Annotated in this window: 25 protein-coding genes, 1 other RNA gene and 3 pseudogenes; 18 read left to right on the forward strand and 11 right to left on the reverse strand. The window is 48.9% G+C overall.

The annotated features are described in order from the left end of the window. Nucleotides 1-104 precede the first annotated feature (104 nt). Nucleotides 105-305 carry a protein MIGRI gene (locus FAH67_RS05150; protein WP_003682450.1) on the forward strand — a complete coding sequence of 67 codons (201 nt, stop codon included), beginning with the start codon at nt 105-107 and terminating at the stop codon, nt 303-305. Continuing rightward, a pseudogene (locus FAH67_RS11775) lies at nt 305-412 on the forward strand (IS5/IS1182 family transposase); the annotation flags it as partial. The gene FAH67_RS05150 and the pseudogene FAH67_RS11775, both read left to right, overlap by 1 nt. A 66-nt stretch (nt 413-478) precedes the next feature. Here FAH67_RS11775 and nadE read toward each other — a convergent pair. Next, on the reverse strand, nt 479-1267 hold the full coding sequence (gene nadE / locus FAH67_RS05160) for an NAD(+) synthase (protein ID WP_003682448.1): 789 nt from the start codon (nt 1265-1267) through the stop codon (nt 479-481). A 102-nt stretch (nt 1268-1369) separates the two neighbouring features. Here nadE and FAH67_RS05165 point away from each other — a divergent pair, with 102 nt between their 5' ends. From FAH67_RS05165 to efp, 3 genes are read left to right on the forward strand one after another with little or no spacing between them, the layout of a single operon-like run. Further along, a complete protein-coding gene (locus FAH67_RS05165; RefSeq protein WP_003682447.1) occupies nt 1370-1648 on the forward strand; it encodes a hypothetical protein in 279 nt (92 codons plus the stop codon). Between the two features lie 31 nt (nt 1649-1679). Beyond that, nucleotides 1680-2837: an elongation factor P maturation arginine rhamnosyltransferase EarP gene (earP, locus tag FAH67_RS05170; RefSeq protein WP_003682444.1), complete on the forward strand. Its 1158-nt coding sequence runs from the start codon at nt 1680-1682 to the stop codon at nt 2835-2837. 42 nt (nt 2838-2879) lie between these two features. Beyond that, nucleotides 2880-3440, forward strand: a complete 561-nt coding sequence (gene efp / locus FAH67_RS05175) for an elongation factor P (RefSeq protein ID WP_002219406.1) — start codon at nt 2880-2882, stop codon at nt 3438-3440. A gap of 59 nt (nt 3441-3499) precedes the next feature. On the opposite strand, the gene FAH67_RS05180 is transcribed toward efp, so the two are convergent. Further along, nucleotides 3500-4099 (reverse strand): MlaC/ttg2D family ABC transporter substrate-binding protein, encoded by a 600-nt coding sequence (locus FAH67_RS05180; protein ID WP_039864396.1) that lies wholly within the window; start codon nt 4097-4099, stop codon nt 3500-3502. Between the two features lie 165 nt (nt 4100-4264). Here FAH67_RS05180 and FAH67_RS05185 point away from each other — a divergent pair, with 165 nt between their 5' ends. From FAH67_RS05185 to ssrA, 3 genes are all read left to right on the forward strand, one after another. After that, a complete protein-coding gene (locus tag FAH67_RS05185) occupies nt 4265-4480 on the forward strand; it encodes a tautomerase family protein (RefSeq protein ID WP_003682441.1) in 216 nt (71 codons plus the stop codon). 84 nt (nt 4481-4564) lie between these two features. Continuing rightward, complete coding sequence (locus tag FAH67_RS05190) at nt 4565-5779, forward strand: pyridoxal phosphate-dependent aminotransferase (protein ID WP_003682439.1); 1215 nt, start codon at nt 4565-4567, stop codon at nt 5777-5779. A gap of 112 nt (nt 5780-5891) precedes the next feature. Continuing rightward, nucleotides 5892-6254: a transfer-messenger RNA gene (gene ssrA / locus FAH67_RS05195) on the forward strand. A gap of 162 nt (nt 6255-6416) precedes the next feature. Here ssrA and FAH67_RS05200 read toward each other — a convergent pair. From FAH67_RS05200 to hda, 4 genes are all read right to left on the reverse strand, one after another. Continuing rightward, a complete protein-coding gene (locus FAH67_RS05200) occupies nt 6417-7202 on the reverse strand; it encodes an endonuclease/exonuclease/phosphatase family protein (RefSeq protein ID WP_003682437.1) in 786 nt (261 codons plus the stop codon). 157 nt (nt 7203-7359) lie between these two features. Further along, nucleotides 7360-7584 (reverse strand): energy transducer TonB, encoded by a 225-nt coding sequence (locus FAH67_RS05205; RefSeq protein ID WP_003682435.1) that lies wholly within the window; start codon nt 7582-7584, stop codon nt 7360-7362. 149 nt (nt 7585-7733) lie between these two features. Then, nucleotides 7734-8402: a histidinol-phosphatase gene (locus tag FAH67_RS05210; protein WP_003682433.1), complete on the reverse strand. Its 669-nt coding sequence runs from the start codon at nt 8400-8402 to the stop codon at nt 7734-7736. After that, the gene (gene hda / locus FAH67_RS05215; protein ID WP_003682428.1) at nt 8399-9067 is read right to left on the reverse strand and encodes a DnaA regulatory inactivator Hda; all 669 of its coding nucleotides are present in this window, start codon (nt 9065-9067) and stop codon (nt 8399-8401) included. The genes FAH67_RS05210 and hda overlap by 4 nt, the downstream gene beginning before the upstream one ends. 230 nt (nt 9068-9297) lie before the next feature. On the opposite strand from hda, the gene FAH67_RS05220 reads away from it, so the two are divergent. From FAH67_RS05220 to FAH67_RS05235, 4 genes are read left to right on the forward strand one after another with little or no spacing between them, the layout of a single operon-like run. Then, nucleotides 9298-9936 (forward strand): DedA family protein, encoded by a 639-nt coding sequence (locus FAH67_RS05220; protein ID WP_003682426.1) that lies wholly within the window; start codon nt 9298-9300, stop codon nt 9934-9936. A 46-nt stretch (nt 9937-9982) separates the two neighbouring features. Then, entirely contained in the window at nt 9983-11419 is a 1437-nt protein-coding gene (locus FAH67_RS05225; RefSeq protein WP_003682424.1) for an MBOAT family O-acyltransferase, read from the forward strand. A gap of 10 nt (nt 11420-11429) precedes the next feature. After that, nucleotides 11430-12458, forward strand: coding sequence for a peptidoglycan O-acetyltransferase PatB (patB, locus tag FAH67_RS05230; RefSeq protein WP_003682423.1), 1029 nt, complete (start codon nt 11430-11432; stop codon nt 12456-12458). Next, nucleotides 12455-13567, forward strand: coding sequence for an SGNH/GDSL hydrolase family protein (locus tag FAH67_RS05235; RefSeq protein WP_003682421.1), 1113 nt, complete (start codon nt 12455-12457; stop codon nt 13565-13567). Before patB ends, FAH67_RS05235 begins: the two co-directional genes overlap by 4 nt. A gap of 85 nt (nt 13568-13652) precedes the next feature. On the opposite strand, the gene FAH67_RS05240 is transcribed toward FAH67_RS05235, so the two are convergent. After that, complete coding sequence (locus tag FAH67_RS05240) at nt 13653-14741, reverse strand: metallophosphoesterase (protein WP_003682419.1); 1089 nt, start codon at nt 14739-14741, stop codon at nt 13653-13655. Nucleotides 14742-14844: 103 nt separating this feature from the next. Between FAH67_RS05240 and FAH67_RS05245 the strand changes: the two genes are divergently transcribed. After that, a complete protein-coding gene (locus tag FAH67_RS05245) occupies nt 14845-15753 on the forward strand; it encodes a Dyp-type peroxidase (RefSeq protein ID WP_003682417.1) in 909 nt (302 codons plus the stop codon). An 88-nt stretch (nt 15754-15841) separates the two neighbouring features. Here the strand turns inward: FAH67_RS05245 and FAH67_RS11780 are convergent, their stop codons facing one another. Both FAH67_RS11780 and FAH67_RS11785 read right to left on the reverse strand, forming a co-directional pair. Then, the gene (locus FAH67_RS11780; protein ID WP_112890803.1) at nt 15842-16324 is read right to left on the reverse strand and encodes a transposase; all 483 of its coding nucleotides are present in this window, start codon (nt 16322-16324) and stop codon (nt 15842-15844) included. Nucleotides 16325-16341: 17 nt separating this feature from the next. Further along, nucleotides 16342-16605, reverse strand: coding sequence for a transposase (locus FAH67_RS11785; protein ID WP_081462562.1), 264 nt, complete (start codon nt 16603-16605; stop codon nt 16342-16344). A 261-nt stretch (nt 16606-16866) separates the two neighbouring features. Between FAH67_RS11785 and FAH67_RS05260 the strand changes: the two are divergent. From FAH67_RS05260 to recB, 4 genes and pseudogenes are all read left to right on the forward strand, one after another. Continuing rightward, nucleotides 16867-17592 (forward strand): annotated as a pseudogene (locus FAH67_RS05260) (opacity family porin); the annotation flags it as partial. A 152-nt stretch (nt 17593-17744) separates the two neighbouring features. Next, nucleotides 17745-18089 (forward strand): annotated as a pseudogene (locus FAH67_RS12390) (hemagglutinin repeat-containing protein); the annotation flags it as partial. Between the two features lie 21 nt (nt 18090-18110). Beyond that, on the forward strand, nt 18111-18245 hold the full coding sequence (locus FAH67_RS12250; protein ID WP_279632950.1) for a hypothetical protein: 135 nt from the start codon (nt 18111-18113) through the stop codon (nt 18243-18245). A gap of 144 nt (nt 18246-18389) precedes the next feature. Beyond that, nucleotides 18390-22046 (forward strand): exodeoxyribonuclease V subunit beta, encoded by a 3657-nt coding sequence (gene recB, locus FAH67_RS05270; protein ID WP_112890805.1) that lies wholly within the window; start codon nt 18390-18392, stop codon nt 22044-22046. A 138-nt stretch (nt 22047-22184) separates the two neighbouring features. Here the strand turns inward: recB and dinB are convergent, their stop codons facing one another. Together dinB and FAH67_RS05280 are read right to left on the reverse strand one after the other, a co-directional pair. Further along, nucleotides 22185-23243, reverse strand: a complete 1059-nt coding sequence (dinB, locus tag FAH67_RS05275; protein ID WP_004464167.1) for a DNA polymerase IV — start codon at nt 23241-23243, stop codon at nt 22185-22187. 77 nt (nt 23244-23320) lie between these two features. Further along, the gene (locus tag FAH67_RS05280; RefSeq protein ID WP_004464168.1) at nt 23321-24376 is read right to left on the reverse strand and encodes a sulfate ABC transporter substrate-binding protein; all 1056 of its coding nucleotides are present in this window, start codon (nt 24374-24376) and stop codon (nt 23321-23323) included. A 384-nt stretch (nt 24377-24760) separates the two neighbouring features. Between FAH67_RS05280 and FAH67_RS05285 the strand changes: the two genes are divergently transcribed. Next, nucleotides 24761-25597, forward strand: a complete 837-nt coding sequence (locus FAH67_RS05285) for a DUF4198 domain-containing protein (RefSeq protein ID WP_039863621.1) — start codon at nt 24761-24763, stop codon at nt 25595-25597. Nucleotides 25598-25661: the final 64 nt, after the last annotated feature.

A 25661-nucleotide genomic window follows, 5' to 3' on the forward strand; every position in this document is an offset into this window, starting at 1 on the left:
AGTGAAGCGGCAAAAGGGGTATTATAACGTTTCATTTTTATTTTGTGCATGAGGCTTCAGACGGCCTGCCCTGATTAAAGGCAATATTTTTGGGAGAATGTGAAATGATAGGCAGGCTTTTGCGATTTTTTTTCTTTTGCGCCATAGCAGCATTGATTGTAAACCGTTTGTTCAGCCGCAAACAAAAGCGCACCATTCGGGAAATCGCCAAAATCAGCGCGTGGGTATTACTGGGCGCGGCGGCCGCTACGCTGTTTTGGTATCTGATGATGCTGTTTTTCAAGCATATTCCCAATTCTTATTGAAATATAGTGGATTAAATTTAAATCAGGACAAGGCGACGAAGCCGCAGACAGTACAGATAGTACGGCAAGGCGAGGCAACGCCGTACTGGTTTAAATTTAATCCACTATAAAATATAAAAGGCCGTCTGAAAACCTTAATCCAGCGTTTTCAGACGGCCTTTTGATGTCCAAATTTAAAACAGCTCTTCCGGAATCTTGCAAACCGGAATCGGATTGACTTTGTGCTGCATGGCTTTGTGCAATCGGGTATAGATTGCCAAAACTTCGCGCTGTCTGCCTTCAAAATCTTCAGGCTTGTGGCTGTCGTACACGCTCATCGCCCATTCGAGTTCGGGATAAGATGCGCCCATTTGCTCTTCATCGGTACGCTCGGTATCCCAAAGTCCGTCCGTCGGTACGGCTTTTTGAATGTCTTCCGATACGTCCAGCTCGGCTGCCAACGCGTACACTTGAGTCTTGGTCAAATCGGCAATCGGGCTGATGTCCACGCCGCCGTCGCCGTATTTGGTGAAAAAACCGACGCCGAAATCTTCAATTTTGTTACCTGTCCCCACCACCAGCAAACCATGCAGCTGGCCGTAATAATAAAGCGTCGTCATGCGCAGGCGGCTGCGTGCATTGGCAAGTGCCAGCTGTTTGTTGGGAAATTCGGTTTCGCTGACATCAACGGTATCGGCAAAAGTATCAAAAGTTTGGGTCAAATCGACACTTTGCGCTTTTACATTGGGATAACGCTGTTTCAGACGGCCCATGTGTTCTTGCGCGCGGTTGACTTGGTCGGATTTCTGACGAATCGGCATTTCCAACAACAAAACCGACAAACCGGTTTGCGCGACAAGGGTGGAAACCACGGCAGAATCGATGCCGCCGGATACGCCGACGACAAAACCTTTGGCACGCGCCTGCTCAGCGTAATCTTTGAGCCATTGAACAATATGGCGGATGATGGCTTGGGTTTGCATAGGGATAAATGTTCGCTTCAAATAAAACGAATGATAGCCTGATTTACACTTGTCTGAAAGACGACAAGGTATAATGCCCTTTTTATTTCTTGCACACACACCATGTCCAAACCCATCCTTCTGCGCTGGCTCGTCGTCTGCCTGATTCCGCTCGCCACTCTTTTGTGGTTTGCCCTCAACCCGCCCGAAGACAAAACGCAACACCTCATCAACGGCATCATCCTTGCCTGCGAAGCCACGTTCCTATTCAAATTCGTCCTCTTTGACGTCATCAAACACCACCTCAAACAAGAGCCTGAATTGAAACGGCAAAGCATTTGGATGTTTATCCCGATTGTTTTGCTGATTGTTTATTTGTTCCACTATTTCGGCGCATTCTGATGTTTTCAGACGGCCTTGGGCATATTTTTCCATGAACACCAACCTACCTTATACCTGCTGGATTTTTTGCAACGTCATCGACAACTTCGGCGACATCGGCGTTTCATGGCGGCTGGCGCGTATTTTGCAACGCGAACTCGACTGGCAAGTGCATTTATGGACAGACGATTTCCCATCCCTTCAGGCACTCTGCCCTGATTTAGCCTCGATTCCCAATATCCATCAAGGCATCGGCATTCACGCCTGGCAAGCCGAGCATGCCGAAGATACCGATACAGCCCCTACTCCCGACATCATCATCGAAACCTTCGCCTGCGAACTGCCCGACAACGTTCAATCCATCATCCGCCAACACCGACCGCTTTGGCTCAACTGTGAATACCTCAGCGCGGAAGACAGCAACGAGAGGCTGCACTTAATGCCCTCGCCTCAAGCTGGCGGCATACAGAAATACTTTTGGTTTATGGGTTTCAGCGAAAAAAGCGGCGGCCTGCTGCGCGAACGCGATTACGCCGAATCTGCCGGATTTGATACGGAAGCCTTACGCCGACAACTCAAACTTCCCGCAAAAAATGCATCCGAGTGGCTGCTTTTCGGCTATCAAAGCGATATTTGGGCAAAATGGCTGACTATGTGGCAACAGGCCGGCCAACCTATTACCCTGCTGCTTGCGGGTACGCAAATCATCGCCAGCCTGAAAAACAGCGGCCTAGTGCCGCAAAATACCCTGCTTGAAGAAGGCGATATGTATCAGAGCGAACACATTACCTTGATCAAAATCCCTTTTGTCCCCCAACAGGATTTCGACAAACTGCTCAACCTTGCCGACGGCGTCGTCATACGCGGCGAAGACAGCTTTGTTCGCGCTCAGCTTGCCGGAAAGCCTTTCTTTTGGCACATCTACCCGCAAGAAGAAAATATCCATCTCGACAAGTTGCATGCGTTTTGGGACAAAGCGCATCAGGTTTATCCGGATGTTGTCGCCACGGCACACCGCCGCCTTTCCGACGAACTCAACAACGGTGAAGCACTCAGCGACAGCCAACGCCTGCAGGCATGGCGAACCCTGACGGCACACCAAAACGAATGGCTGCAAAGCGCGGCAAAATGGCGGAACGGACTTTTTACCCAAAAAAGTGCCGTCGAAAAACTTGCCGCCTTTATTTCAAAGCACAAAAAAATACGCTAAAATAGCGCGTTTTATTACAACCGATTTGATTGGAAAACCACAATGAAAACAGCACAAGAACTGCGCGCCGGCAACGTATTCATGGTCGGCAACGATCCTATGGTCGTTCAAAAAACCGAATACATCAAAGGAGGCCGCTCTTCCGCCAAAGTCAGCATGAAACTGAAAAACCTGCTGACCGGTGCCGCTTCCGAAACCATTTACAAAGCCGACGACAAATTCGACGTCGTCATCCTGTCCCGCAAAAACTGTACTTACAGCTACTTTGCCGACCCAATGTACGTCTTCATGGACGAAGAATTCAACCAATACGAAATCGAAGCCGACAACATCGGCGACGCGTTGAAATTCATCGTTGACGGTATGGAAGACCAATGCGAAGTAACCTTCTACGAAGGCAACCCTATCTCCGTAGAACTGCCTACCATCATCGTTCGCGAAGTTGAATACACCGAGCCTGCCGTTAAAGGCGATACCTCCGGTAAAGTGATGAAAACCGCACGTCTGGTCGGCGGCACTGAAATCCAAGTGATGTCTTACATCGAAAACGGCGACAAAGTCGAAATCGATACCCGTACCGGCGAATTCCGCAAACGTGCTTAATCAGCCCGCAACACAAAAAGGCCGTCTGAATATTCAGACGGCCTTTTTATCAATCTGCCTTATTGTTTCTTCAAGCCCTTGGCTGCGACAGTCGCAATCGTATCGTCAATGCCTTTGCTCTTAATCAGCTCGCTAAATTGATTTCGGTATACCGTTACCAAGCTGGTACCGTCCACACGGATGTTGTAAATCTTATACGCACCGCCGCTTTGGTAAAGCTGGTAGGCCACTTCATACTTGGTGCCTTTTTTGGTCTGAATTTCTGAGAAAACGTCAAACTTATTGCCGTTTGCCGTCATCTTCGGCAACAGGCGCACATTCGCATCCGCCGCACCAATCAGTGCAGAATGCGAGTACATCGCAATCACCATATCTTTGAATACACGGATAAAATCGGTTTTCTGTTTGGCAGAAAATTCACGCCATGGCGCGCCGACAGCCAAAGCCGAAATCCGTTCATAGTCCAAATAACGGTTGGCATACTGCTCAATCTGTTTCACACGTTGCGCTTCTGTCAAAGACGTATTGCGTGCAATTTTCAACACGGCATCAATGTTCTGCTGCATCTGCTTTTGCGCCGGATGCGTTTCCGCCACCACATAAGGCGCGGCAATCACCATCGGTGCGGCCACAATCAAAGTCTGAAGAAAACGGTTCATGACGATATCCATCCAAAATAAAACCGCATTTTAAAAACAATCTATTCCAAAAAACTTAATTCCTTGTAAAAGCAGTCATGAGCAATGAAAAATCCTGCAATCAAATTTCAGACGGCCTGATAAAAATAAGATAACATGTGAACGCTATTTTAAAAGGAAAAAGCCATGCCTTATGTCAACATCAAAGTAACCGGCGGCAGCGAAGCCCCGAGTGCAGAGCAAAAAGCCGAATTAATCCGCGGCGTTACCGAATTACTCTCGCGCGTTCTCAACAAAAACCCTGAGACAACCGTCGTCGTCATTGACGAAATCGATATGGACAACTGGGGCATAGGCGGCAAAAGCGTGACAGTTCGCCGTGCGGAAGCGCGCAATAAGTAAACTTGGGCCGTCTGAAACCCTTTTAATTTACCCGCAAAAAGAGTACATTTATCCCATTGTCTACAATTTTACGGAATACACATCATGGAGAAATTCCCCAAATCATCAAAACTGGACCACGTTTGCTACGACATCCGCGGCCCGGTTCATAAAAAAGCCCTGCAACTGGAAGAAGAAGGCAACAAAATCCTCAAGCTCAATATCGGCAACCCTGCCCCGTTCGGCTTTGAAGCGCCTGATGAAATTTTGGTGGACGTGATCCGCAACCTGCCGACCGCGCAGGGCTATTGCGACTCCAAAGGCCTTTACTCCGCACGCAAAGCCATCGTTCATTACTATCAAACCAAAGGACTGCTCGACGTTACCGTCAACGACGTTTACATCGGCAACGGCGTGTCCGAGCTGATTACCATGTCCATGCAGGCATTACTTAACGACGGCGATGAAATCCTGATTCCTGCGCCTGACTATCCACTGTGGACCGCTGCTGCAACACTGGCCGGCGGCAATGTGCGTCATTATTTATGCGACGAAGAAAACGACTGGTTCCCGAATCTGGCCGATATAGAAGCCAAAATTACACCAAAAACCAAAGCCATCGTCGTCATCAACCCCAACAACCCTACCGGCGCGGTCTACAGCAAAGAAATCCTGCTGGAAATCGCCGAACTGGCGCGTAAACACGGCCTGATTATTTTTGCCGACGAAATTTACGACAAAATTCTTTACGACGGCGCCGTACACCATCACATTGCCGCCCTCGCCCCCGACTTGCTGACTATTACGTTTAACGGCCTCTCCAAAGCCTACCGCGTGGCCGGTTTCCGCCAAGGCTGGATGGTACTCAACGGCCCGAAACATCATGCCAAGGGCTATATCGAAGGCCTCGATATGCTCTCTTCCATGCGTCTGTGTGCCAATACACCGATGCAACACGCCATTCAGACGGCCTTGGGCGGCTATCAAAGCATCAACGAATTTATCCTGCCCGGCGGCCGCCTGTTGGAACAACGCAATAAAGCATGGGAACTGATCAACCAAATCCCCGGTATTTCCTGCGTCAAACCAATGGGTGCGATGTATATGTTCCCCAAAATCGATACCGAAATGTACAGCATTCATGACGACATGAAATTCGTCTACGACTTGCTCGTGCGTGAAAAAGTCTTGTTCGTCCAAGGAACAGGCTTCAACTGGATACGCCCCGACCACTTCCGTATCGTTACCCTGCCGCCCGTTCATCAAATCGAAGAAGCCATGGACAAACTCAAACGCTTCTTACAAAACTACCATCAATAAACCTAAGCCAAACAGGCCGTCTGAAAAGCAAACTGCTGTTCAGACGGCCTTTTCCATCAATCGGCAACTTGGCAAAGCACGCTGACATGCGTATAATCGACTTTTCCTATCTGGGGGCGATCTTGGTTTCGACGGGGGTTGCAAAGCAGATGCGGGCATACCGGGGTCTCAGATTTCCCGTTAAACACTGAATTTAAATAGTCGCAAACGACGAAACTTACGCACTGGCCGCTTAAGGCCTGCCGTTGCAGCAGTTGGTCAATGGGCTGTGTAGCGCAAGCTACCGCAACGTCATTCTACATTGACTGGTTTTCTGTCGGGTTACTTGGCAGGAAACGAGATTTAAGGTAACTGGTTCTCTGAAGGCCTGTTGGTCGGCATGATGGGGACGAGATTCTAAATAGACACAACTAAGTATGTAGAACGCTCTGTAGAGGACTTTCGGACGGGGGTTCGATTCCCCCCGCCTCCACCAGATTTGAAGCGCAAACTTTTGATATAAAAAGGTTTGCGCTTTTTTATAAACTTAAACAGGCCGCCTGAAACTTTTCAGACGGCCTGTTTTTGTCTCCAATATCTGAGTGAAAAACTTTTTCTTTCGATACATTGCCAATAGTGCTTTAAAAAGATTTCAGCCTTACATTTTTCTATCTGATTTCATATTCATTTTACGATGAGGCCTAACCGTTACACTCAATGGCAGATGATCTGACAAATGCTGCCAGTCTTTACTGTTGTGGATTTCAGAATCGATGACATCAAGATTGCGCGTATAAATGCGGTCGAGGCTGAGGATGGGCAGGCGCGAAGGGAAGGTTTTGGGGCGTTTGCCTGTATTATCGACAAATACTTCGTTCAAATCTAATGCCCTACCCAGCTCACGCGCTGATTTCTGCCGCCAGTCATTGAAATCGCCTGCGATAATCAATGGGCTTTCCGGACGAATGTATCGGCCAACGTAGTCGCTGATGGCGCGGTATTGTTTGAGGCGGTCCGGCTCACGCAGGTTGAGGTGGACGCACAAACACACCAGCGGATCTTCCCAACCTTCTGGCACGACTTCGCAATGCAACAGGCCGCGTTGTTCGAGTTTATTGACGCTGATATTGAGGTTGTTTTCCGTTTTCAGCGGCAGGCGGCTGAGAATGGCGTTGCCGTGGTGGCGTTTAGGATAGATGGCATTTTTACCGTAGCTGCGATGATAATCGAGGCTGTCGCCGATGATGTCGTAATGCGGCGCATCGGGGAAGTCACTACGGCGGCTTCTGTTGAGATGTTGTCCTTGAACTTCTTGTAAAAACAAAACGTCCGAACCCAATGCACCCAACGCGTCAGCCATGCGGTTGACCTGCACTTTACGGTTAAGCGCAGACATGCCTTTGTGCATATTGTAGGAAGTAATGGTAACTGGACGGGGAGACATGATGTGTGATGAAGCGGTTTATTTGTTTCAGTATAGCACCGGAGCGTGTGGTTTTACGGCAATTTTGGTTATACTTGTTTAAAGAATAAAACGGCGTTTTGACAGGGAATTTCCCAATCAAAACGCCTTCTGTTTTTCAGACGGCCTTACGCCCAAATCAGTTGTTGATTACTTCAACATTGGTTTCAAAAGTAACGGTGTGTTGGTATTTAGATGCAGTTTTGCGCTTCGGATAAGGATATTTGGAAACGCTTTTCACTGCGCGTTCGTCCATTTCAGGATTGCCGCTGGATTGAATGATATTCACGCGGTCAACATTACCGGCAAGAGTTGTGAAGACATTCATCAAAACGGTTTTAACGCTGCCGTTTTGCGCTTTCATGGCTTCCAGAGTTTCGGTATCGGCTGCTTATGCGGTACCGAATATAGCGGCAAACAACAGGGCTGAGGCGAGGAGTTTAGTCGTTTTCATGTTTTAGTCCTTATTAGGGTTGTGGTTAGGTTAAATATTTCAGACGGCCTGATTGATCGTTATTTGAAATTCAAAATCGGCCAACCTTTTGCTTTGGCTTCTTTTTCCAGCTCGGCATCCGGATTGACGGCGACAGGTTCGTCCACGATACGCAGCAGCGGTAAATCATTTTTGGAGTCGCTGTAAAAATAAACCTTACCGTAGCTTTCAAAGGTCTCGCCGCGCTCGGCAAGCCATTGGTTCAATCGGGTAATTTTGCCTTCTTTCAGGCTGGGCGTACCGACATAGTTGCCGGTATATCGGCCGTCTTCGCCGGCTTCAAGCTGTGTGCCGATAATGTTGTGAATACCGAAAAGATGACAGATAGGGGTAATGATGAATTCGTTGGTCGAAGAAATAACCAACATTTCGTCGCCTGCCATTTGATGGCTTTGCACCAACATACGCTGCATCGGGGAAATATGCGGAACAATATATTCGGCCATAAACTCGCGATGAAACTCAGCCAATTCTTCCTTGCTGAAACGGGCCAAAGGCGCGAGATGAAACTTAAGGAAGGCATCAATATCAAGACAACCGTTTTGATAGTCTTGGTAGAACTTTTCATTTTGCGCCTCGGTTTCAGCCGCATCGACTATGCCTTTTTTAATCAGGTATTGCGGCCAGGAGTGATCCGAATCGGTATTGATCAAGGTATTGTCGAGGTCGAAAATGGCAAGGTTTTTCATTGGGTTTCCTGTTGTTTTAAAAGCTGGCGCAAAAGCGGCAAAGTAATGCGTTTGCCCATCATAACGGCGTAGTTGTCGAGGGTATCGAGCATTTGCATCAGGCTGTCCATATCGCGCCGCCAATGGTTCAGCAGGTATTCGAAAATTTCCGGATCGATGGTTACCTGACGGGCGGCCGCCATGCTGACGAGCGCATCAATTTTTTCCCGGTCGGTCAGCGGTTTGACTTCGTAAACCAAACAATACGCCATGCGTGTGCGCAGGTCTTCGCGGATAACGAGCTGCTGCGGCGTATATTCGGAACTCAAAAGCAAAAAGCCTTTGCCGCTGTTGCGGAAGCGGTTAAAGATGGCAAACAGTAAAGCCTGTTCTTCATTATTAAGCTTTTCGATTTGGTCAATGGCGAGATATTCCGCATCCAGCGCGGCTTCTGTCAGTGGCGTGGCGGCAGCATCAATATAGAGGGCATTTCGTCCGGCATCGAGCGCCTGGGCGACCCATGCCTGCAAGAGATGGCTTTTGCCTGCGCCCTCTTCGCCCCAAACATAGATAAATTGCCCATGTTTGTGCTGCAACACATACACCAGCTCGGCATTTTCTGTTCCCAGAAATTTGTCGAAGCCGGGATAATCATGGCTGGCAAAATCGAAGATGAGCTGGTTCACAAAGGCGTACCGGTTAGGTTGAAATCGGCTTTATTTTACGTTGTTTTGCCGTTCACCATCAAGGATAAAGGCCGTCTGAAGCCTATACCTGCAACATATCTGCACTTCTAAACATATCTTGACGCGCTTACTGCATTGGTTTTATTCCGCTTTGGTTTTACAATGTCGAACTTCTCGCCGAAACATTGGTCTGTTCTTTTTCAGACGGCCTTTTTATTTGGGGAACCCTAGTGATTTCTACCCTTATTGATTTCATCCTCCATATCGACCAACACCTTGTCCACCTCTCCGCCCAATACGGCCCGTGGATTTACGCGATTTTGTTTGTTGTGATTTTCTGCGAAACCGGTTTGGTCGTAACGCCATTTTTGCCTGGCGACTCGCTGCTGTTTGCTGCCGGCGGTATTGCGGCCATCGGCGGCATGAACATCCACGTCATGGTATTGCTGCTCTTGGCGGCCGCCATTTTAGGTGATGCGGCCAACTTCATGATTGGCAAGTATTTTGGACAAAAACTGTTTGCCAATCCGGATTCTAAAATTTTCCGCCGTTCGTATTTGGAAAAAACCCATGCGTTCTATGAAAAACACGGCGGCAAAACCATCATCATTGCGCGCTTTGTACCGATTGTGCGGACGTTTGCGCCATTTGTCGCAGGCATGGGCGATATGCACTATGGGACATTTATCCGTTACAACATTATCGGCGCAGTGTTGTGGGTATTGTTGTTTTCCTATGCAGGCTACTTCTTCGCCAATATCCCCGTCGTCAAAAACAATTTGGGCTTAGTCATGGCGGCAATCATCGTGATTTCGCTTTTACCCGCGGTAGTCGAAATCATTCGTGCCAAACTTAACGCCAAAAAATAACAATCAATCGAAAAGTTTGAAAGTTTAAACACATCAAGGAATTGTCATGCCGTTGCTGTCTATTGAGTTTGCGGTATTCTTTATCGCATTTTTGCCGCTGTACTGGGTATTTGCACGTTTGCCGCAAGTTCAAAACGTTTTACTTTTGGTTGCCGGACTGGGCTGGCTTTACCGTATCGACCCTATCTTTGCCGCGCTGATTTTGGTTTACTCGTCTGTAGTTTACCTGGTCAGCGTGCTGATGTTTTCTGAAAACGAGAATATCCGCAAATTTTGGCTGGGTTGCGGTATTTCAGTAGCATTGACTGTTTTGTGTTTCTTCAAATATTTCGACTTTTTCCGCCCGATTATTCAGCAATATACGGGACAAAGCGCCGTCATCGACATCCTTTTGCCCTTGGGCTTGTCTTATTACACTTTCCAATCGCTGGCTTACTTGGTGTATTGCTACCGCGAGCCCAAAGGAGACCGTTTTGAATGGCACGAACTCCTACTGCATCTGAGCTTCTTCCCCACCATCACATCCGGCCCGATTATCCGTGCGGCCGCTTTTAAAAGCATAGACGGCGAACAAGCGGGCGCATTGGCGCAAATCCGCACCAAACAAGCACGCCAACTGATTTATCCGGCTTTGGCAGTCGGCCTGATTGTGTTGGGTATTGCCAAAAAATGGTGGCTTGCCGGCGTATTGGCAGAAGGCTGGGTATCGCCTGTTTTTGAAAATCCGGCCCAGTTCGACGGCTGGGGCGTGTTGTCTGCGATTTATGGCTACACCTTCCAACTCTTTTTCGACTTTTCCGGCTACTCGGATTTGGTCATCGGCTTGGCCATGCTGCTCGGCTTCCAGCTGCCGAAAAACTTTGCCGCGCCGCTTCGCGCCATCAACATCCGCGACTTCTGGGACAGATGGCACATCAGCCTGTCCACTTGGATTCGCGACTATATCTATATTCCTTTGGGCGGCAGTAAAAAAGGCTTCGGACGCACCCAGCTCAATCTGATGATTGCCATGTTGCTTTCCGGCATTTGGCATGGCTACGGCTGGAGCTTTTTGATTTGGGGCGCGCTGCACGGTGCGGCTTTGGTATTCCTTAACTGTGGCGATAAAATCGTCGGCCGTAATGCCTTAGGCCGTCTGAAAATCGGCAAACCGCTAGCCTGGCTGTTTACCTTCCATTTCGTTTGTTTCGCTTTTGTCGTGTTCAACAGCGCAACGCTTGCCGATACGGAAATGCTGTTCAGCGCATTATTTGCCAATGACAAAGGTTGGAACGCGCCTCTGCCAACCGACCTCATGTTGCCGGGTGCATTTGCGATGATGCTTTTGCTATACCCGTATTTGCTTCGCTTATTTAAAGCATCGGTAAAAGGCTTGGACAAACTGCCTGCATGGCTGTGGTTTATCCCCATCACGCTTATCCTCGCCCTGATTATCGTCTTCGCCCCGTCCGGCATTCCCGGCTTTATTTACGCCAACTTCTAAGGAGCAGAACATGAAACGCTTTATCTCCCTGTTTGTTTCGATTCTGCTCAGTGCGGTTGCGCTGACGTGGTTTGCCCAAAACTCCATCAATGCCTATTGGCAGCAGACCTATCATGAAAACAGTCCGCTTGAGCCTTTATCCGAATACGCTTGGTGGCGTATCGGTGCGGATTGGCAACAAAAAGCCTACGAATTTTCAGACGGCCTGAAAGCCTCTCTTGAAACGGAAGACGCTTTGGCTTCGGAAGACTCTGGCATTGAAACAGCAAGGCCATCTGAAAATACGGAAAACATTGAAGTATCGGACAAGCAAAAAGACTCTGCTGCTTCCGATGCGGCTAACCATACGGATACCTCCGCCAGCGAGCCAGGCAATCAGGCTAATCCTTCAACCACACAGGTCGTGTTGAAAAAAGGCAATAAAGTTTTCTTTGCCGGCGACTCGCTGATGCAGGGCGTTGCACCTTTCGTACAAAAACACCTCAAGCAAGAATATGGCGTACAATCGGTCAACCTTAGTAAACAAAGTACCGGTTTGTCCTACCCCAATTTCTTCGACTGGCCGAAAACCATCGAACAAACTTTGCAAAAAGAACCCGACATCCGCGTTTTGGTTGTATTCTTAGGCCCTAACGACCCTTGGGATTTCCCGATGGGTAAAAAATACCTGAAATTCGCCTCCCCCGAATGGGAGGCAGAATACCTCAACCGCGTTCGCCGTATCCTTGATGCATCCTCCGCACATGATGTCCAAGTCATTTGGCTGGGCATTCCTTACATGAAAAAAGCCAAGCTCAATGAACAAATGCGCTACCTCGACAAAATCCTGTCGGGTACGGTGTCGCCTCAAGCCATTTGGCTGCCGACCGACAAACTGTTGAGCAATGGCGCAGAAGAATATGCCGACTCTGTCAAAGTAGATGGAAAAATCATCCGTTACCGCAGCAAGGACGGCATTCACTTTTCCGCAGAAGGCCAAAAACTATTGGCCGGAAAAATTATGGAAAAAATTAATTTTACACACGATACACAACCATGAAATTTAATAAAACCTTACTCTTCACGCTTCTCGCACTCCCTATTACCGCCTGCGCAACCAATGACAGCCTATTAAGCAACTACGGCTCCAACCGCCCTGCTTGGCTGAACAAACTGCAACAGCTCAACAATACTTCAGACGGCAAATTCCGCATTATCCAAGTCGGCGACTCCCACACCGCCGGCGACTATTTCACCGACCGCCTGCGTCGCCGTTTGCAACAACAATGGGGCAACGGTGGCATCGGTTGGGTTTATCCCAACACTGTCAAAGGCCAGCGCATGGCAACCGTCCGTTACAACGGCAGCGGTTGGAACACCATCAGCAGCCGCAAATCACACAGCGATTTTTCTTTCGGCGGGATTGAAGCACGCGCCGATGGCGGCAGCGTTACCTTAAGCGCAGCCGACGGCAGCATGGATATGCAACAAATCTCCATCTTCGGCAAGCCCATTTGGTCCGAGCAAACCCTGACTGTCAACGGCCGTGAAATCCCTGCCACACAAAATGGTTGGCAACTGCTGCATACCAATGCCTCCCTACCGATGACCCTCAGCAGCAGCATGCCTTGGCAAATCGGTTTCATTAATATCGAACGCCCCGGACACGGCGTAACCGTTTCCGCCATGGGCATCAACGGCGCGCAGTTGTCCCAATGGTCAAAATGGCGGCCGGGCATGTGGGAAGATTTGGCACAAACCAAAGCCGATTTAATCATCCTTGCCTACGGTACCAATGAAGCCTTTTCCGGCAACCTCAATATTTCCTCTACCGAGCAGACATGGCGCAATTACATCCGTCAAATCAAAAATACCCTGCCCAACGCAGGCATCCTAATCCTCGGCGCTCCGGAATCTTTGAAAACCGCCTACGGCAGCTGCGGCAACCGTCCGGTCTTACTCAGCGAAGTACAACAAATGCAGCAACGTGTTGCCCATGACGAAAAAATCATGTTCTGGTCTTGGCAGGATGCGATGGGCGGGGCATGCAGCATGAAAAACTGGATGGCTCAAGGCTTGGCAGCCAAAGACGGCGTTCACTTCTCTGCACAAGGTTATAAAACTGCAGCCGATAAGCTTGCCGACAGCCTGATCCGCTTTGCCCAATAAATTGGCCAAAAACCTAAGTATTTTTCATTAACAGCACACAAAAGGCCGTCTGAAATTCAGACGGCCTGAAGTTTATATTTCTATTTCAATGCCTTGACTTGATGTCGATAACCCACACTTCTGATTGCGAACCCAAACGCAGGGGAATGCCCCAGAAGCCGTAACCCGAAGTGGTGAAGAAATGGCCGTTGCCGATCGCCTCATAACCGTAAGCAAGACGATAAAGCGTACGGACGATAAGGTTAGCGGGTGCAACTTGACCGTTGTGGACATGGCCGGAGACCTGCACATCAATCGGCAGCCGGGCATGGGCTTCGATTGAAGTAGGACGGTGATCCATCAATAAAACCGGTAATTGGGTATTTTGACCTTCCAAAAGCTGCTCCGCACTGGGGCGCTTGCGATCCAAATCATCGCTCCGCCCTACCAGCAACACACCATTCACTTCCAAAACCTGATTGGCCAAAACCGTCAGACCTGCCGCTTCCAATTCATGCTTGATACGCTTCTGATCGCGGAACCAGTCATGATTGCCCAAAGTGGCATAAACGCCCATCGGCGCAGTCAGCTTCTGCAAATGCGGTTTCATGTTTTCTTTCAAGTACGCATCGACGGTATCGTCCATCAAATCGCCCGGCAGCAACACCATATCGACTTGTTCCTGCTTCACAATATCCGTCAGCTTGTCCAATTGACGCGCGCCGAACAAAATCCCCAAGTGCAAATCACTGGCCACGCCGATACGCAGCGGCTTATCCATTTCCTTATTGATGAAGACGGTTTGATGGCGGACAACGGGCGTATAGGCGTTATACATTCCAAAACCGAGCAAACCGGCCACAAACAAAGGCGCAAACAGCCGCAGGCTTCGTGACAGCGGTTGACGCGCCATAAAACGGCGCAGCAAAAGATACAGGATAAATGTCGCCAACGCGGCATACATCACAAACAGCAAGATTACCATCCAAAACGCCACTACGCGGAACATCATATGTCCCAACTCCAGCAGCAAGCCGACCAACAAGCCGTTTGTAATGAAATAGGAAATACCCATCAGCCAACGTCTGCCGACTTTGCCAATCCAAGGCGCAAACAGCCATTGCAGCGAACGCCCAAGCCCGAATGTAAACACTTGCAACAGAATGACGCTCACAAAAAACATCTTGCCAAACATGCCTTTCTGCCCTAAAAAATCAAAAGGCAGATTTTAGGCCGTCTGAAACTTTCAGTGTATAATCCTTCGCGTAAAAACCCATAATATTTTGAAAGGAATCATCATGAGCCATCCCCAATCTGCCATTATTCCTGATCACGCACAAGCCGGTATTTTTATCGAAGCAGACATTTCAGACGGCCGCAACGAAGACATCAAATCTGCCTGCCGTCTTGCTTTGGAGGCTCTGGCCAAATTAAAAACCCGTTTTCCGAATGATATTTTGGGTTTGACCATTGCCTTCGGCAGTCGCGCATGGCAATCGTTCGGCCATACTGACGAAGGCAGCGAAATCAGACCTTTCCCTGAATTGGGCAACAGCCTCGCCCCCTCCACTCAACACGACCTCTATATCCACATTCAAGCCACCGAGCAAAAAGCAGCCTACGCCTTAGCCCAATCTGTTTTCAGCGCATTCGGCGACAGCATCCGCGTAGCCACTGAAGAACACGGTCTGCGCCTGTATGAAGAGCGCGGCTTGGATGGTTTTGTCGATGGTACGGAAAATCCGCAGGGCGATGACAATGTGCGCAATGTTGCCATTATTCCAGAAGGCAAGCCGGATGTTGGCGGCAGCTATGTTTTGCTGCAAAAATATCTGCACGATTTGAAAAAATGGGATGCCGTTCCTACTGCCGAACAAGAAGCCAGCGTGGGCCGCAGCAAAGAAACCAATGACGAATTCAGCAAAGACGTGCGCCTGCCCGACTCCCATCTCGGCCGCGTCAATGTCAAAGAAAACGGCGTTGGCCTGAAAATCGTCCGCCGCAGCCTGCCCTTCGGCAAAATCAGCGGCGAACACGGTCTGATGTTCACTTCCTATTGCAACACGCTGCACAATATTGAAGTTCAGCTGCTCAATATGTTCGGCGATGCAGACGGCAAAACCGACTTACTGCTGAAATATTTGTCTAAAGCCGTATCAGGTGCTTACTACTACGCACCTTCTGTCGAGCGTTTGCAAAATCTTTAACGGCTCACAGGCCGTCTGAAAAAAACCTGCCTTTTCAAAGGCAGGTTTTTGTTATTTAAATTCCCTTAGAACCTGTATTCACAAACAACTATTTGATAAATTTTAATATTTGTGAAATATACCCTAGTTTGACAAAATTTTCGGCAGATAAATTCGTCTGCTCAAAATCTTTTGCCAAACGTCGAGACCAACCCAACCATGCAAACGTTCGTTCCACAATCCGGCGTTTGGGCAGAATATGCCAAGAAATATCTTGAATTTTCTTTGAAATCTCAACAGTTAAACCCAATTGCTCCGATACTTCGCGCTCAAATGTATTCCGATAACCTGCGTCTGCACAGAAACCTTTTAAACCCGGATAGGTCTCAAACGCTTTTTTTGCTACAAAAATACCTGCTTTTGTGTCATGAATATTGGCTGCATGAACCACAACAGACAATAGGTTACCCAACGTATCAACAGCTATATGTCGCTTACGGCCTTTGATTTTTTTACCTCCGTCAAAACCTTTATCATGTGCGCCGGAAGCTGTTTTGACACTTTGCGAATCAATAATGGCATAAGTCGGCATCGCTTGTTTTTGATGGATTAAACGTTTTTTTGAACCAATGCCAAAAGAATCCTATCCCATAAGCCTGATTGGTTGGCTCTGCGATAGAAACTCCATACGGTTGGATAAGGTGGAAAATCATTGGGCAGCATACGCCATTGGCAACCTGTTTTGGTAATGTACAAAACGGCATTCACTAATTCACGTTTATCCCATTTGTAGTGGCGCAGCCGGTTAAAATGCGGCTCAATCGCTTGCCATTGGGCATCTGTTAAGTCTGTTGGGTAGGATTTTCTAGTCATAAAGATATTTTATCATTTTTGTGAATACAGGTTCTTAGTTCCGGTCATTTCCGACCAATTGCTTTGGCATTGGATATTTCCTATTTTAATCCGCTATATCCAATCGCCGCACCGAGACTTTAAAAAATAAATACATTCTTTAACAAAAAATCATATTTTAGCCAAACAAATCTGATAAAATGTTCAGCACTCGTTAACAATGTTTTTAATAATTTAATCTTAACTATTTGGAATTGATATGCATACAGCCAACAAAAACCTTCTCTTCTTTTCTCTTCTCTTCTCTTCTCTTCCGCTGCACAGGCGGCAAATGAAGACAATGGCCGCGGCCCGTATGTACAGGCAGATTTGACTTACGCTTCCGAACTGATTTCTCGAGACTATCCGGAAGCAACTGATACCAAATTTGACAAAAATATCCATACGCATTCCATCCATCCACGGGTGTCGGTCGGCTACGATTTCGGAGGCTGGAGGATAGTGGCAGATTATGCCCGTTACAGAAAATGGCACAACAATAAAAATTCCGTTCAAATAAAAGAAATAAATAACCTTCCGCCTAACAGGAAAGACCTGAAGACGGAAAATCAGGAAAACGGTACATTCCACGCTATTTCCTCGCTCGGTTTGTCTGCCATTTATGATTTCGATACCGGTTCCCGCTTCAAACCCTATGCCGGCGTGCGCGTCAGCTACGGACACGTCAGACACAGCATCGATTCGACTAAAAAAACAACTGAAGTTGTTACAACTGCCGGTAGTGATGGAGCAGCAGATACGGTACTGCCTGGGAAAAGTGAGCAAAACTCCTATCACGAAAGCCACAGCATCCGCCGCTTAGGTCTTGGTGTTGTCGCCGGTGTCGGTTTCGACATCACGCCCAACCTGACCCTGGACACCGGCTACCGCTACCACTATTGGGGACGCTTGGAAAACACCCGCTTCAAAACCCACGAAGCCTCATTGGGCGTACGCTACCGCTTCTGATTCCCCGATTCCGATGCCGTCTGAACCTTCAGACGGCATTTTTGATGCGCTTACCGTTTACAGGCGCGGAGCGGGCGCAGGGAAATACCCGAACCGTCATTCCCGATACACCGCAATCCTAAAACCCGTCCAATGTTGAAACCGGTGTTGCCATTCCTCACGTCAATGGCTCTGTCGGCGTCAACAAAACCGATAACGCTTCTTCTACCGCCACAGGCGCGAATGTAGCGGCCGGCAATGACATTAAAATCAATGCCAACAACGGCGACGTCAACCTGCACGGTACCAACCTGGTATCCAACAACTCCGTTGAAGTAGAAGGCAACAAAGTCAATACTTCCGGCGCAATCAGCAGCGTTAACGAAAAAAACCTGACCGTCAATGTCAACGGCAGCTACGCTTCAGGCAAACCAAACGGCGGCATCAACGCCAAAGGTAAAAACGAAGCCAACGTAACCAATACGGCAAACACCATCCAAAGCGACAATGTTGTTATTACTACCGGCTCTCCAACCGGTTTGAGCGTCAACAATACGACCATCAACGGTAATAATGTTGCGTACTACTATGACGACAGTAAAGCTCCTGCGGCGAACCGTTACACCTATCGTCCTCGCCAACCAAGCTACACCAAACGCCATTTGCGCTACTAAGATGCGCTATTGAAGTCATTGAATAGCCATTAAGATATGCCGTCTGAAAACAGAAAGTTTTCAGACGGCATTTTTATCATCAATGCAAAACAACACACTATCTCTGTTATGATAATGCCTCGCTAATATTATTCCGTTCCCACCATGTCTTCCGCCCTTCCTTTTGACGCGCTTACACTTTCCATCGACGGCACCAACCTCATCGAAGCTTCTGCCGGTACGGGTAAAACCTACGGCATTGCCGCGCTCTTTACCCGACTGATTGTTTTAGAAAAAAAAGACATCGAGAAAATTCTGGTCGTTACCTTTACCAAAGCGGCGACGGCAGAACTGAAAACCCGTTTGCGCGCGCGTTTGGACGAAGTGTTGCAGGTTTTGAACGAAATCCAAACCTTGGGCGGCAAGCCGGAACATATTTCAGACGGCCTGAACAAATATTACGAAAAAGAGAAAAAATCCCCCGATGACTTTCTCAATCGTTTAATTCCTTTGGCTTTAGGCGAGCAAGACGGACAAGAAAGCTGCCATCGCCTGATTCTCCGCCTCAAAGCCGCGCTGAGCCAGTTTGACAACGCATCGATTTACACCATCCACGGCTTCTGTCAGCGCGTCTTGCGCGATTACGCGTTTTTGTGCGGCGCGCCTTTGGATGTCGAGCTGTCGGACGACTCGCGCGAGAGGCTGCTGATTCCTGCGCAGGATTTTTGGCGGCAGAAAGTGGCAACCGATGCCACATTGGCACAATTGGTTTTTGACCGGAAATGCACGCCTGAAGAAATACTTGCCGAAATCAAAAGCTATACCGGCCGCCCCTATCTGAAATTCAGACGGCCTGAAGGCAATTTGAAAGAAGCCCAAGCCAACCTTCAAGAAACATGGCAAAAAGTTTGCGGTCAGTTGGAAGACTTGGAAAAAGCGTTTTGGGCAATCTTCCCCAAACTTAACGGCCAGACCTACAAAAGAAATACCTTTGAAAATGTTTTTACCGATTTAAAAACAAACGCCGAATCCAACCGTCTGCCCCGCCTGAGCAAAGAAACGCTAAAAAAATTAAGCCTCTTCAGTGTCGATACACTCAACAGCAAACTGAAAAAAGAATATAAAGCCGATGCCGATGCGCCGGAAATTATTCAGCTGCAAGCCTTGGCCAATCTCGGTCGTGATTTGCAGGCAATGGAAAGCGCGGAAGAAGCAGTCTTCATCTGCCTGCAACTCGATCTCCTTTCCTACATCAACCAATCCATTACCGAACAAAAAAAATCACGCCGCGAGCGCGTGTTTGACGATTTGCTGCTGGATGTCCATCAGGCATTGACCACCAATGAACACGGCAACGCATTGGCAAAAGCGGCGGCGGCAAACTGGGAAATCGCGCTGATTGACGAATTCCAAGATACCGACCCGCTGCAATACGAAATTTTCCGCCAAATTTTTATCGAACAAGGCTGCCCGCTGTTTCTCGTTGGCGACCCCAAACAGGCGATTTACAGCTTTCGAGGTGCGGACATTTACGCCTATCTGCAAGCCGCGCAAGATGCGGACAGGCATTACACCCTCGCCGTCAACTACCGCAGCCATGCCAAGCTGATTAACGGCATCAGCGCCTTGTTCAAACAAAAAAAACACCCCTTCGTGTTGGAAAACATCGATTACAGCGATGTCTCCGCCAGCCGTGCCGAAAGCCGGCTGTCGCCACACCGCCCCGCCATCCAAGTACGCTGGCTCAATACGGACGATCAAACCGGCAAAGAGATTTTGCGCGGCCGTGCCGCCGAATATTGCGCCGATGAAATTGCCTTTGCGCTCAATGAAGCAGCCGAAGGCCGTCTGAACTTCAAAGGCCGTGCATTGGAATCCGGCGATATTGCCGTCTTGGTGCGCACCAACAACGAAGCGGCGATGATTGCCGGAAAACTGAAACAGCGCCGTATCCAAAGCGTGTTGCTGTCGCGCCAGTCCGTTTTCGACTCCGCCGAGGCAGACTCGCTGTCCGCGCTGATCGGCTTTTGGCTCAACCCAAGGCAAACCGACTGGCTGCGCTTTGTCTTGACCGGCGTTTTGTTCGGCTATACCGCCAAAGAGATTTACGAACTTAACCACAACGAACACCAGCTGCTGAAATGGCTGGAGTCATCTGCCGAGGCCATGGAAAAATGGCGGAAAGGCGGCATTTTTGCCGCCGTGCAGCAGTTTGCCGCCCAACATGACATCGAAACACGCCTGCTCAAAGGCGGCAACGAACGCAGCCTGACCAACTACTACCAAATTCTGGAGCTTTTGGCCGAAGAAGACAGCCAAAGCCGCAACCCTGCCGCCCTGCATAAATGGTTAAACGAACAAATCAGCCGTGCGCGCAGCGGCCATTTCCCGTCAGACGCGCAAACCATCCGTCTTGAAAGCGACGAAAAATTGGTCAAAATCGTTACCATGCACGCATCGAAAGGTTTGCAATATCCTTTGGTGTACTGCCCCTTCGCGTGGGATACCAAAGACAATTCCAAAGAAAACTGGAAAATCCTGCATACCGAAAACCACGAAACCGAGCTGCTGGCAACATCGCAAACCTCGGAAGCAGAACTAAGCCACCTTGCCGATGAAAAGACGGCAGAAGATTTGCGTCTGCTCTATGTCGCCCTTACCCGCGCCGAAGAACAGCTCAACATCTACGCCGCCGCCAACAAAAACTGTACGCCAAACAATCCTTTTGCCTATCTGCTCGAAGGTTTGCCGGATGCTGACCGCGAAAGCGTCAACCAAAGCTATAAAAGCGCGACAGACGTTGTGGAAATGCTCAAAACCAACTGGCAACGCTTTATTACAAACGCGCCTGAAAATACGGAGTTTGCCTTCACGGAAGAAACCCCGCAGGAAACCGTCTACCAATACAGCCGCCAACAAGACCAAGCCTTGAGCGCACATACCATCAAACGCCGCGATTTTGACTTTATCCGCCACACCAGCTTTACCGGTTTGAGCCGGCACACCAAGTCAACCGACGAACAACACGAGCCTTTGCAACCTGCCATCGACCCGGCAGAAAGCGCAGACCGTGCCATGCCGTCTGAAAACCTGCCGTCCCCACTTTCAGACGGCCTCGATATCCACCATTTCCCCCGAGGCACCAATGCCGGCGTATGTTTGCATGAAATGTTGGAAAAACTCGACTTCGCCGCTTCTGCCGAGAGCCAATCCGAAATGATTGCCGAAGTTTTGCAACGCCACAGCTTTGAAGACAAATGGCTGCCGACGGTAAGCGCCATGCTCGACACCTGCCGCCTGACGCCTTTAATCAACGAGAGCCTATCGCAGATTCCGCCGACCCGACGCCTGCCCGAAATGGGGTTTACCCTGTACATGGACGATTTCAAACTGGACGACTTGCGCCGTTGGTTTGCCTCAAGCGAAGCAAACCTGCCGCCTGAATGCGTCCAAGCCGCGCAACTGCTTGATTTCCATGATTTGCAAGGTTATTTAAACGGCTTCATCGATATGGTTTGCCAAGATTCAGACGGCAATGTCGTTTTAATCGACTATAAATCCAACCATTTGGGCAACGATGCAAGCGCCTACACGCAACAGGCGATGAACGAAGCCGTAGCGCATCATCACTACTACCTGCAAGCCCTGATCTACGCCGTCGCCATCACGCGCTACTACGCCCTGCGCGGCAAGCCGTTGTCCAAAATCGCCATCCGCTACCTATTCCTGCGCGGCATGGACGGATCGGATCAAGGCATTTGGAAATGGGACATCGATACCGCCCTGCTTTCCACTTTCGTTGAGCGAAAAACAAATTCTTGATGAATCAGTTTTTTTAAACCGTCAAACAGGCCGTCTGAAACGTTTTCAGACGGCCTGTTTAAACGGCTGCCGATATGGTTATGGAACAATATTGTCCTGCGCCCTATCTTCAAACGGAAAGCATGCTTTTCTATTTCTTTATAACCAAAGCGTCTGCTGCTGGTTTTTCGGCAGCAAATGACTCACGCCGATACCGATCAGGCGGAAGGCGTCTTCGCGTTGCGGCGGTATGCGTTGCAGCAAAGTATGTGCCGCCTGAAGCAGCGAAGCGCTGTCGGGAAGGACGGAAGAATACGTCAGCGAACGCGTGATAATGCGGAAATCGTGGGTTTTGAGTTTGAGGGTAACGCCTTTGGCTTCGACGTTTTTGCGTTCGATTTGCCGCCAGAGGTCTTCGGCAAGGTGCGGCAAATGGCTTGAAGCCTGCGCCAAAGACAAATCTTCGGGCAAGGTGATTTCGGTTGAGATTTGCAGGCGTTCGCGTTCGGCTTTGACCGGCCGCTCGTCAATACCGCGTGCCAAATCGTAAAGGCGGTAGCCGTAGCGGCCGAAATGGTTTAAAAGTTCGCCGCGCTCAAAACGGCGCAAATCGCCGGCAGTCTGCATACCGAGGGCATTCATCTTTTTCAGCGTGACTTTACCGACACCGGGAATCTTACCCAACGGCAGGCTCTCCAAAAACGCCATGATTTTTTGCGGAGGCAACACAAACTGCCCATTCGGCTTGCGCCAGTCGGAAGCGATTTTTGCCAAAAACTTATTGGGCGCGATACCTGCGGAGGCTGTCAAACCGGTTTCTTCAAAAATTTCAGCACGAATACGTTTGGCCACTTCACTGGCGTACGGGATATTTTCAAAATTTCGGGTAACATCCAAATAAGCCTCGTCCAAAGACAAAGGCTCGATCAAATCGGTATACCGCCGAAACACGGCATGAATCTGCGCCGACACTTGACGGTACAAATCAAAATGCGGCGGCACAAACACCGCCTGCGGACACAGCCTTTTCGCCGTTGCCACCGACATGGCAGAGTGCAAACCGAATTTGCGCGCTTCATAAGAAGCGGCACAAATAACCGACCGCGTACCATCCCATGCCACAACGACGGGCAGCCCTTTCAGGTGCGGCTGCTCGCGCAGTTCTACCGAAGCGTAGAATGCGTCCATATCGATATGGATGATTTTGCGTTGGGACATGGGAAAAGGTGGATAAGAAAAAGGCTTATTGTAACAAAAGGCCGTCTGAAGTTTCAGACGGCCTCTATGTTTAAGCCTTATTTTTTACTGGAAAGCCGGTCAAACAATCCGCCGTCGGCAAAGAATTTTTTCATGATTTCTTCCCACGGGCCAAATTTCTCATTCGGATTAAACGTCTCAATCTCAGGGAAATCGGCTTTGTGTTTCGCCAATACTTCAGCATTGCGCGGACGCAGATAAAGATTGGCGGCCAACTCTTGGGCCGGTTCGCTCCAGAGATTTTGCAGATAGGCTTCAGCAGTGGCGCGTGTGCCTTTTTTGTCGACTACGCTGTCCACGACGGCAACCGGCGCTTCGGAAAGAATAGTGTAGCTTGGGTAGACAATTTCAAATTGGCCTTGGGTCAGCTTTTTGCTGACGTAGTTGGCCTCATTTTCAAAGGTAACCAAGACATCGCCGATATTGCGTTGGCTGAAGGTCGTCGTTGCCGCACGGCCGCCATTTTCAAACACAGGCGTGTTTTTCAGCAATGCGGCCACAAAATCTTTGGTTTTACCTTCATCGCCGTTATTCACTTTCAAACCATAACCGTACGCACCCAAAAAGGCGTAGCGGCCGTTGCCGGTGGTTTTCGGGTTGGCCAAAACGATTTGCACGCCGTCTTTGGCCAAATCGCCCCAGTCTTGGATGTGTTTCGGATTACCTTTGCGCACCAAGAAAACGACGTTGCTGGTATAAGGCACGGCATTATCCGGCAGACGGGTGTTCCAATCTGCTTTGACCAAACCTTTTTTCACCAAAAGCTCGATATCGGAAGTCTGGTTCATGGTCACCACATCGGCAGCCAAACCATTGGCGACAGCCAAAGCCTGCTTACTGGAGCCGCCGTGCGACTGTTGGACTTCAACCGACTGCCCACCGTTTTTTGCGGCAAACTCTTTGACAAATAAAGGATTGTATTCTTTATAAAAATCGCGGGCGACATCGTAGGAGACGTTCAGCAATTTGACTTCCCCCCCTTTACCTCCGGCAGCTTGAGAAGCATTGTCGGCGACTTGTTCGGCTTTTGGCGAGCACGCGCTCAAAGCCAGCGCGGCGGTCAAAGCGGCAAAAGAAAGCGTACGGATATTCATGGTCGGCTCCTGTTAAAAATATGTGAGCACTTTATCTGGATTGGATGCAAACTGGAAATAATGTTTGCTTTCGCGTTTATCAGTTTTGGTTATATACAATTCGGGCGGAAGTCGGGGAAAAATGCCCACCCAAATAAACATTACAATAAATTATATATACATCAATCAGATAAAGATTAAAGCAATTATTTATACAGGATAAACATACGTTGCAAACAGCACTACCTAATACGTCAAGCCGTCTGAAAATCCAATATGAATAATTATTTATAATTAAAAAAATATAATCCTTATTATTTACAAAAAATGCAAATAAGAGTAATGTTTCTACTCGCCAAAATACAAGGCCTTTCATTCAACAACAAAATATGGAGTGTAGAAACTATGAAACAATGGATGCTTTTAGGATTGCTGGGATTGGGCGCAGTGGCACAGGCGCACGATGTTTGGGTGGCCGCACCGACACATCAGCCTGCCGGCAAAATCCTGCATGCGGATTTGGGTTACAGTCATGACTTCCCCAATGTCGAAAAAATCGCCGACGACCGCGTGCATATTTTCAAACCGCTGCAATTGACCGGCAGCTCAAAGAAAACCGTTGATTTGGTAAATAAAGGCGAAAACTATCAATACGTTTCCAAAGCCGCTTTGCCTGAAGGCTCCTACTGGGTCAGCGCAACCTACAAACCGACTTTCTGGTCGAAAAACCAAGACGGCTGGAAACAGCAAACCTTAAAACAGCTGGCCGGCGCCACCTATTGCGAACAGGCACAAATGTTCGGCAAGAGCTTTGTCCAAGTGGGCAACGGCGCAGTTGATGAAGCTGTGTTGACCCGCCCTATCGGCCAAGAGCTGGAACTGGTTCCGCTGAAAAATCCGAACGAAGTCAAAGCAGGCGGTATTTTGCCGGTCAAAGTCCTGTACAAAGGCGAGCCTTTGGTTAAAGCCACCGTTACCGCCAGCTCGGACACTTTGGCCGAAATGGACTTGGAATCGACCCATGACCACCGCGAGCCTCAAGGCTTCTCCGGCAAAACCGATAAAAACGGCGTGGTCAATGTGATTACGCTGATTGACGGCTTGTGGAAAATCAAAGTGGTGAACGAGACCGATTACAGCGATAAAAGCGTATGTCAACAAGACAACGCTTACGCAACGCTGATCGTACCTGTCGGTACAAAACGCGCGGCTGCACGCCATGCCCACCATCATCAACACTAACAGCCATTAAAAAAGGCCGTCTGAACTTTCAGACGGCCTTTTTATTCCGTTTCATCACACAAAC

Source organism: Neisseria flavescens (genome assembly GCF_005221285.1).
Classification (GTDB): domain Bacteria; phylum Pseudomonadota; class Gammaproteobacteria; order Burkholderiales; family Neisseriaceae; genus Neisseria; species Neisseria flavescens.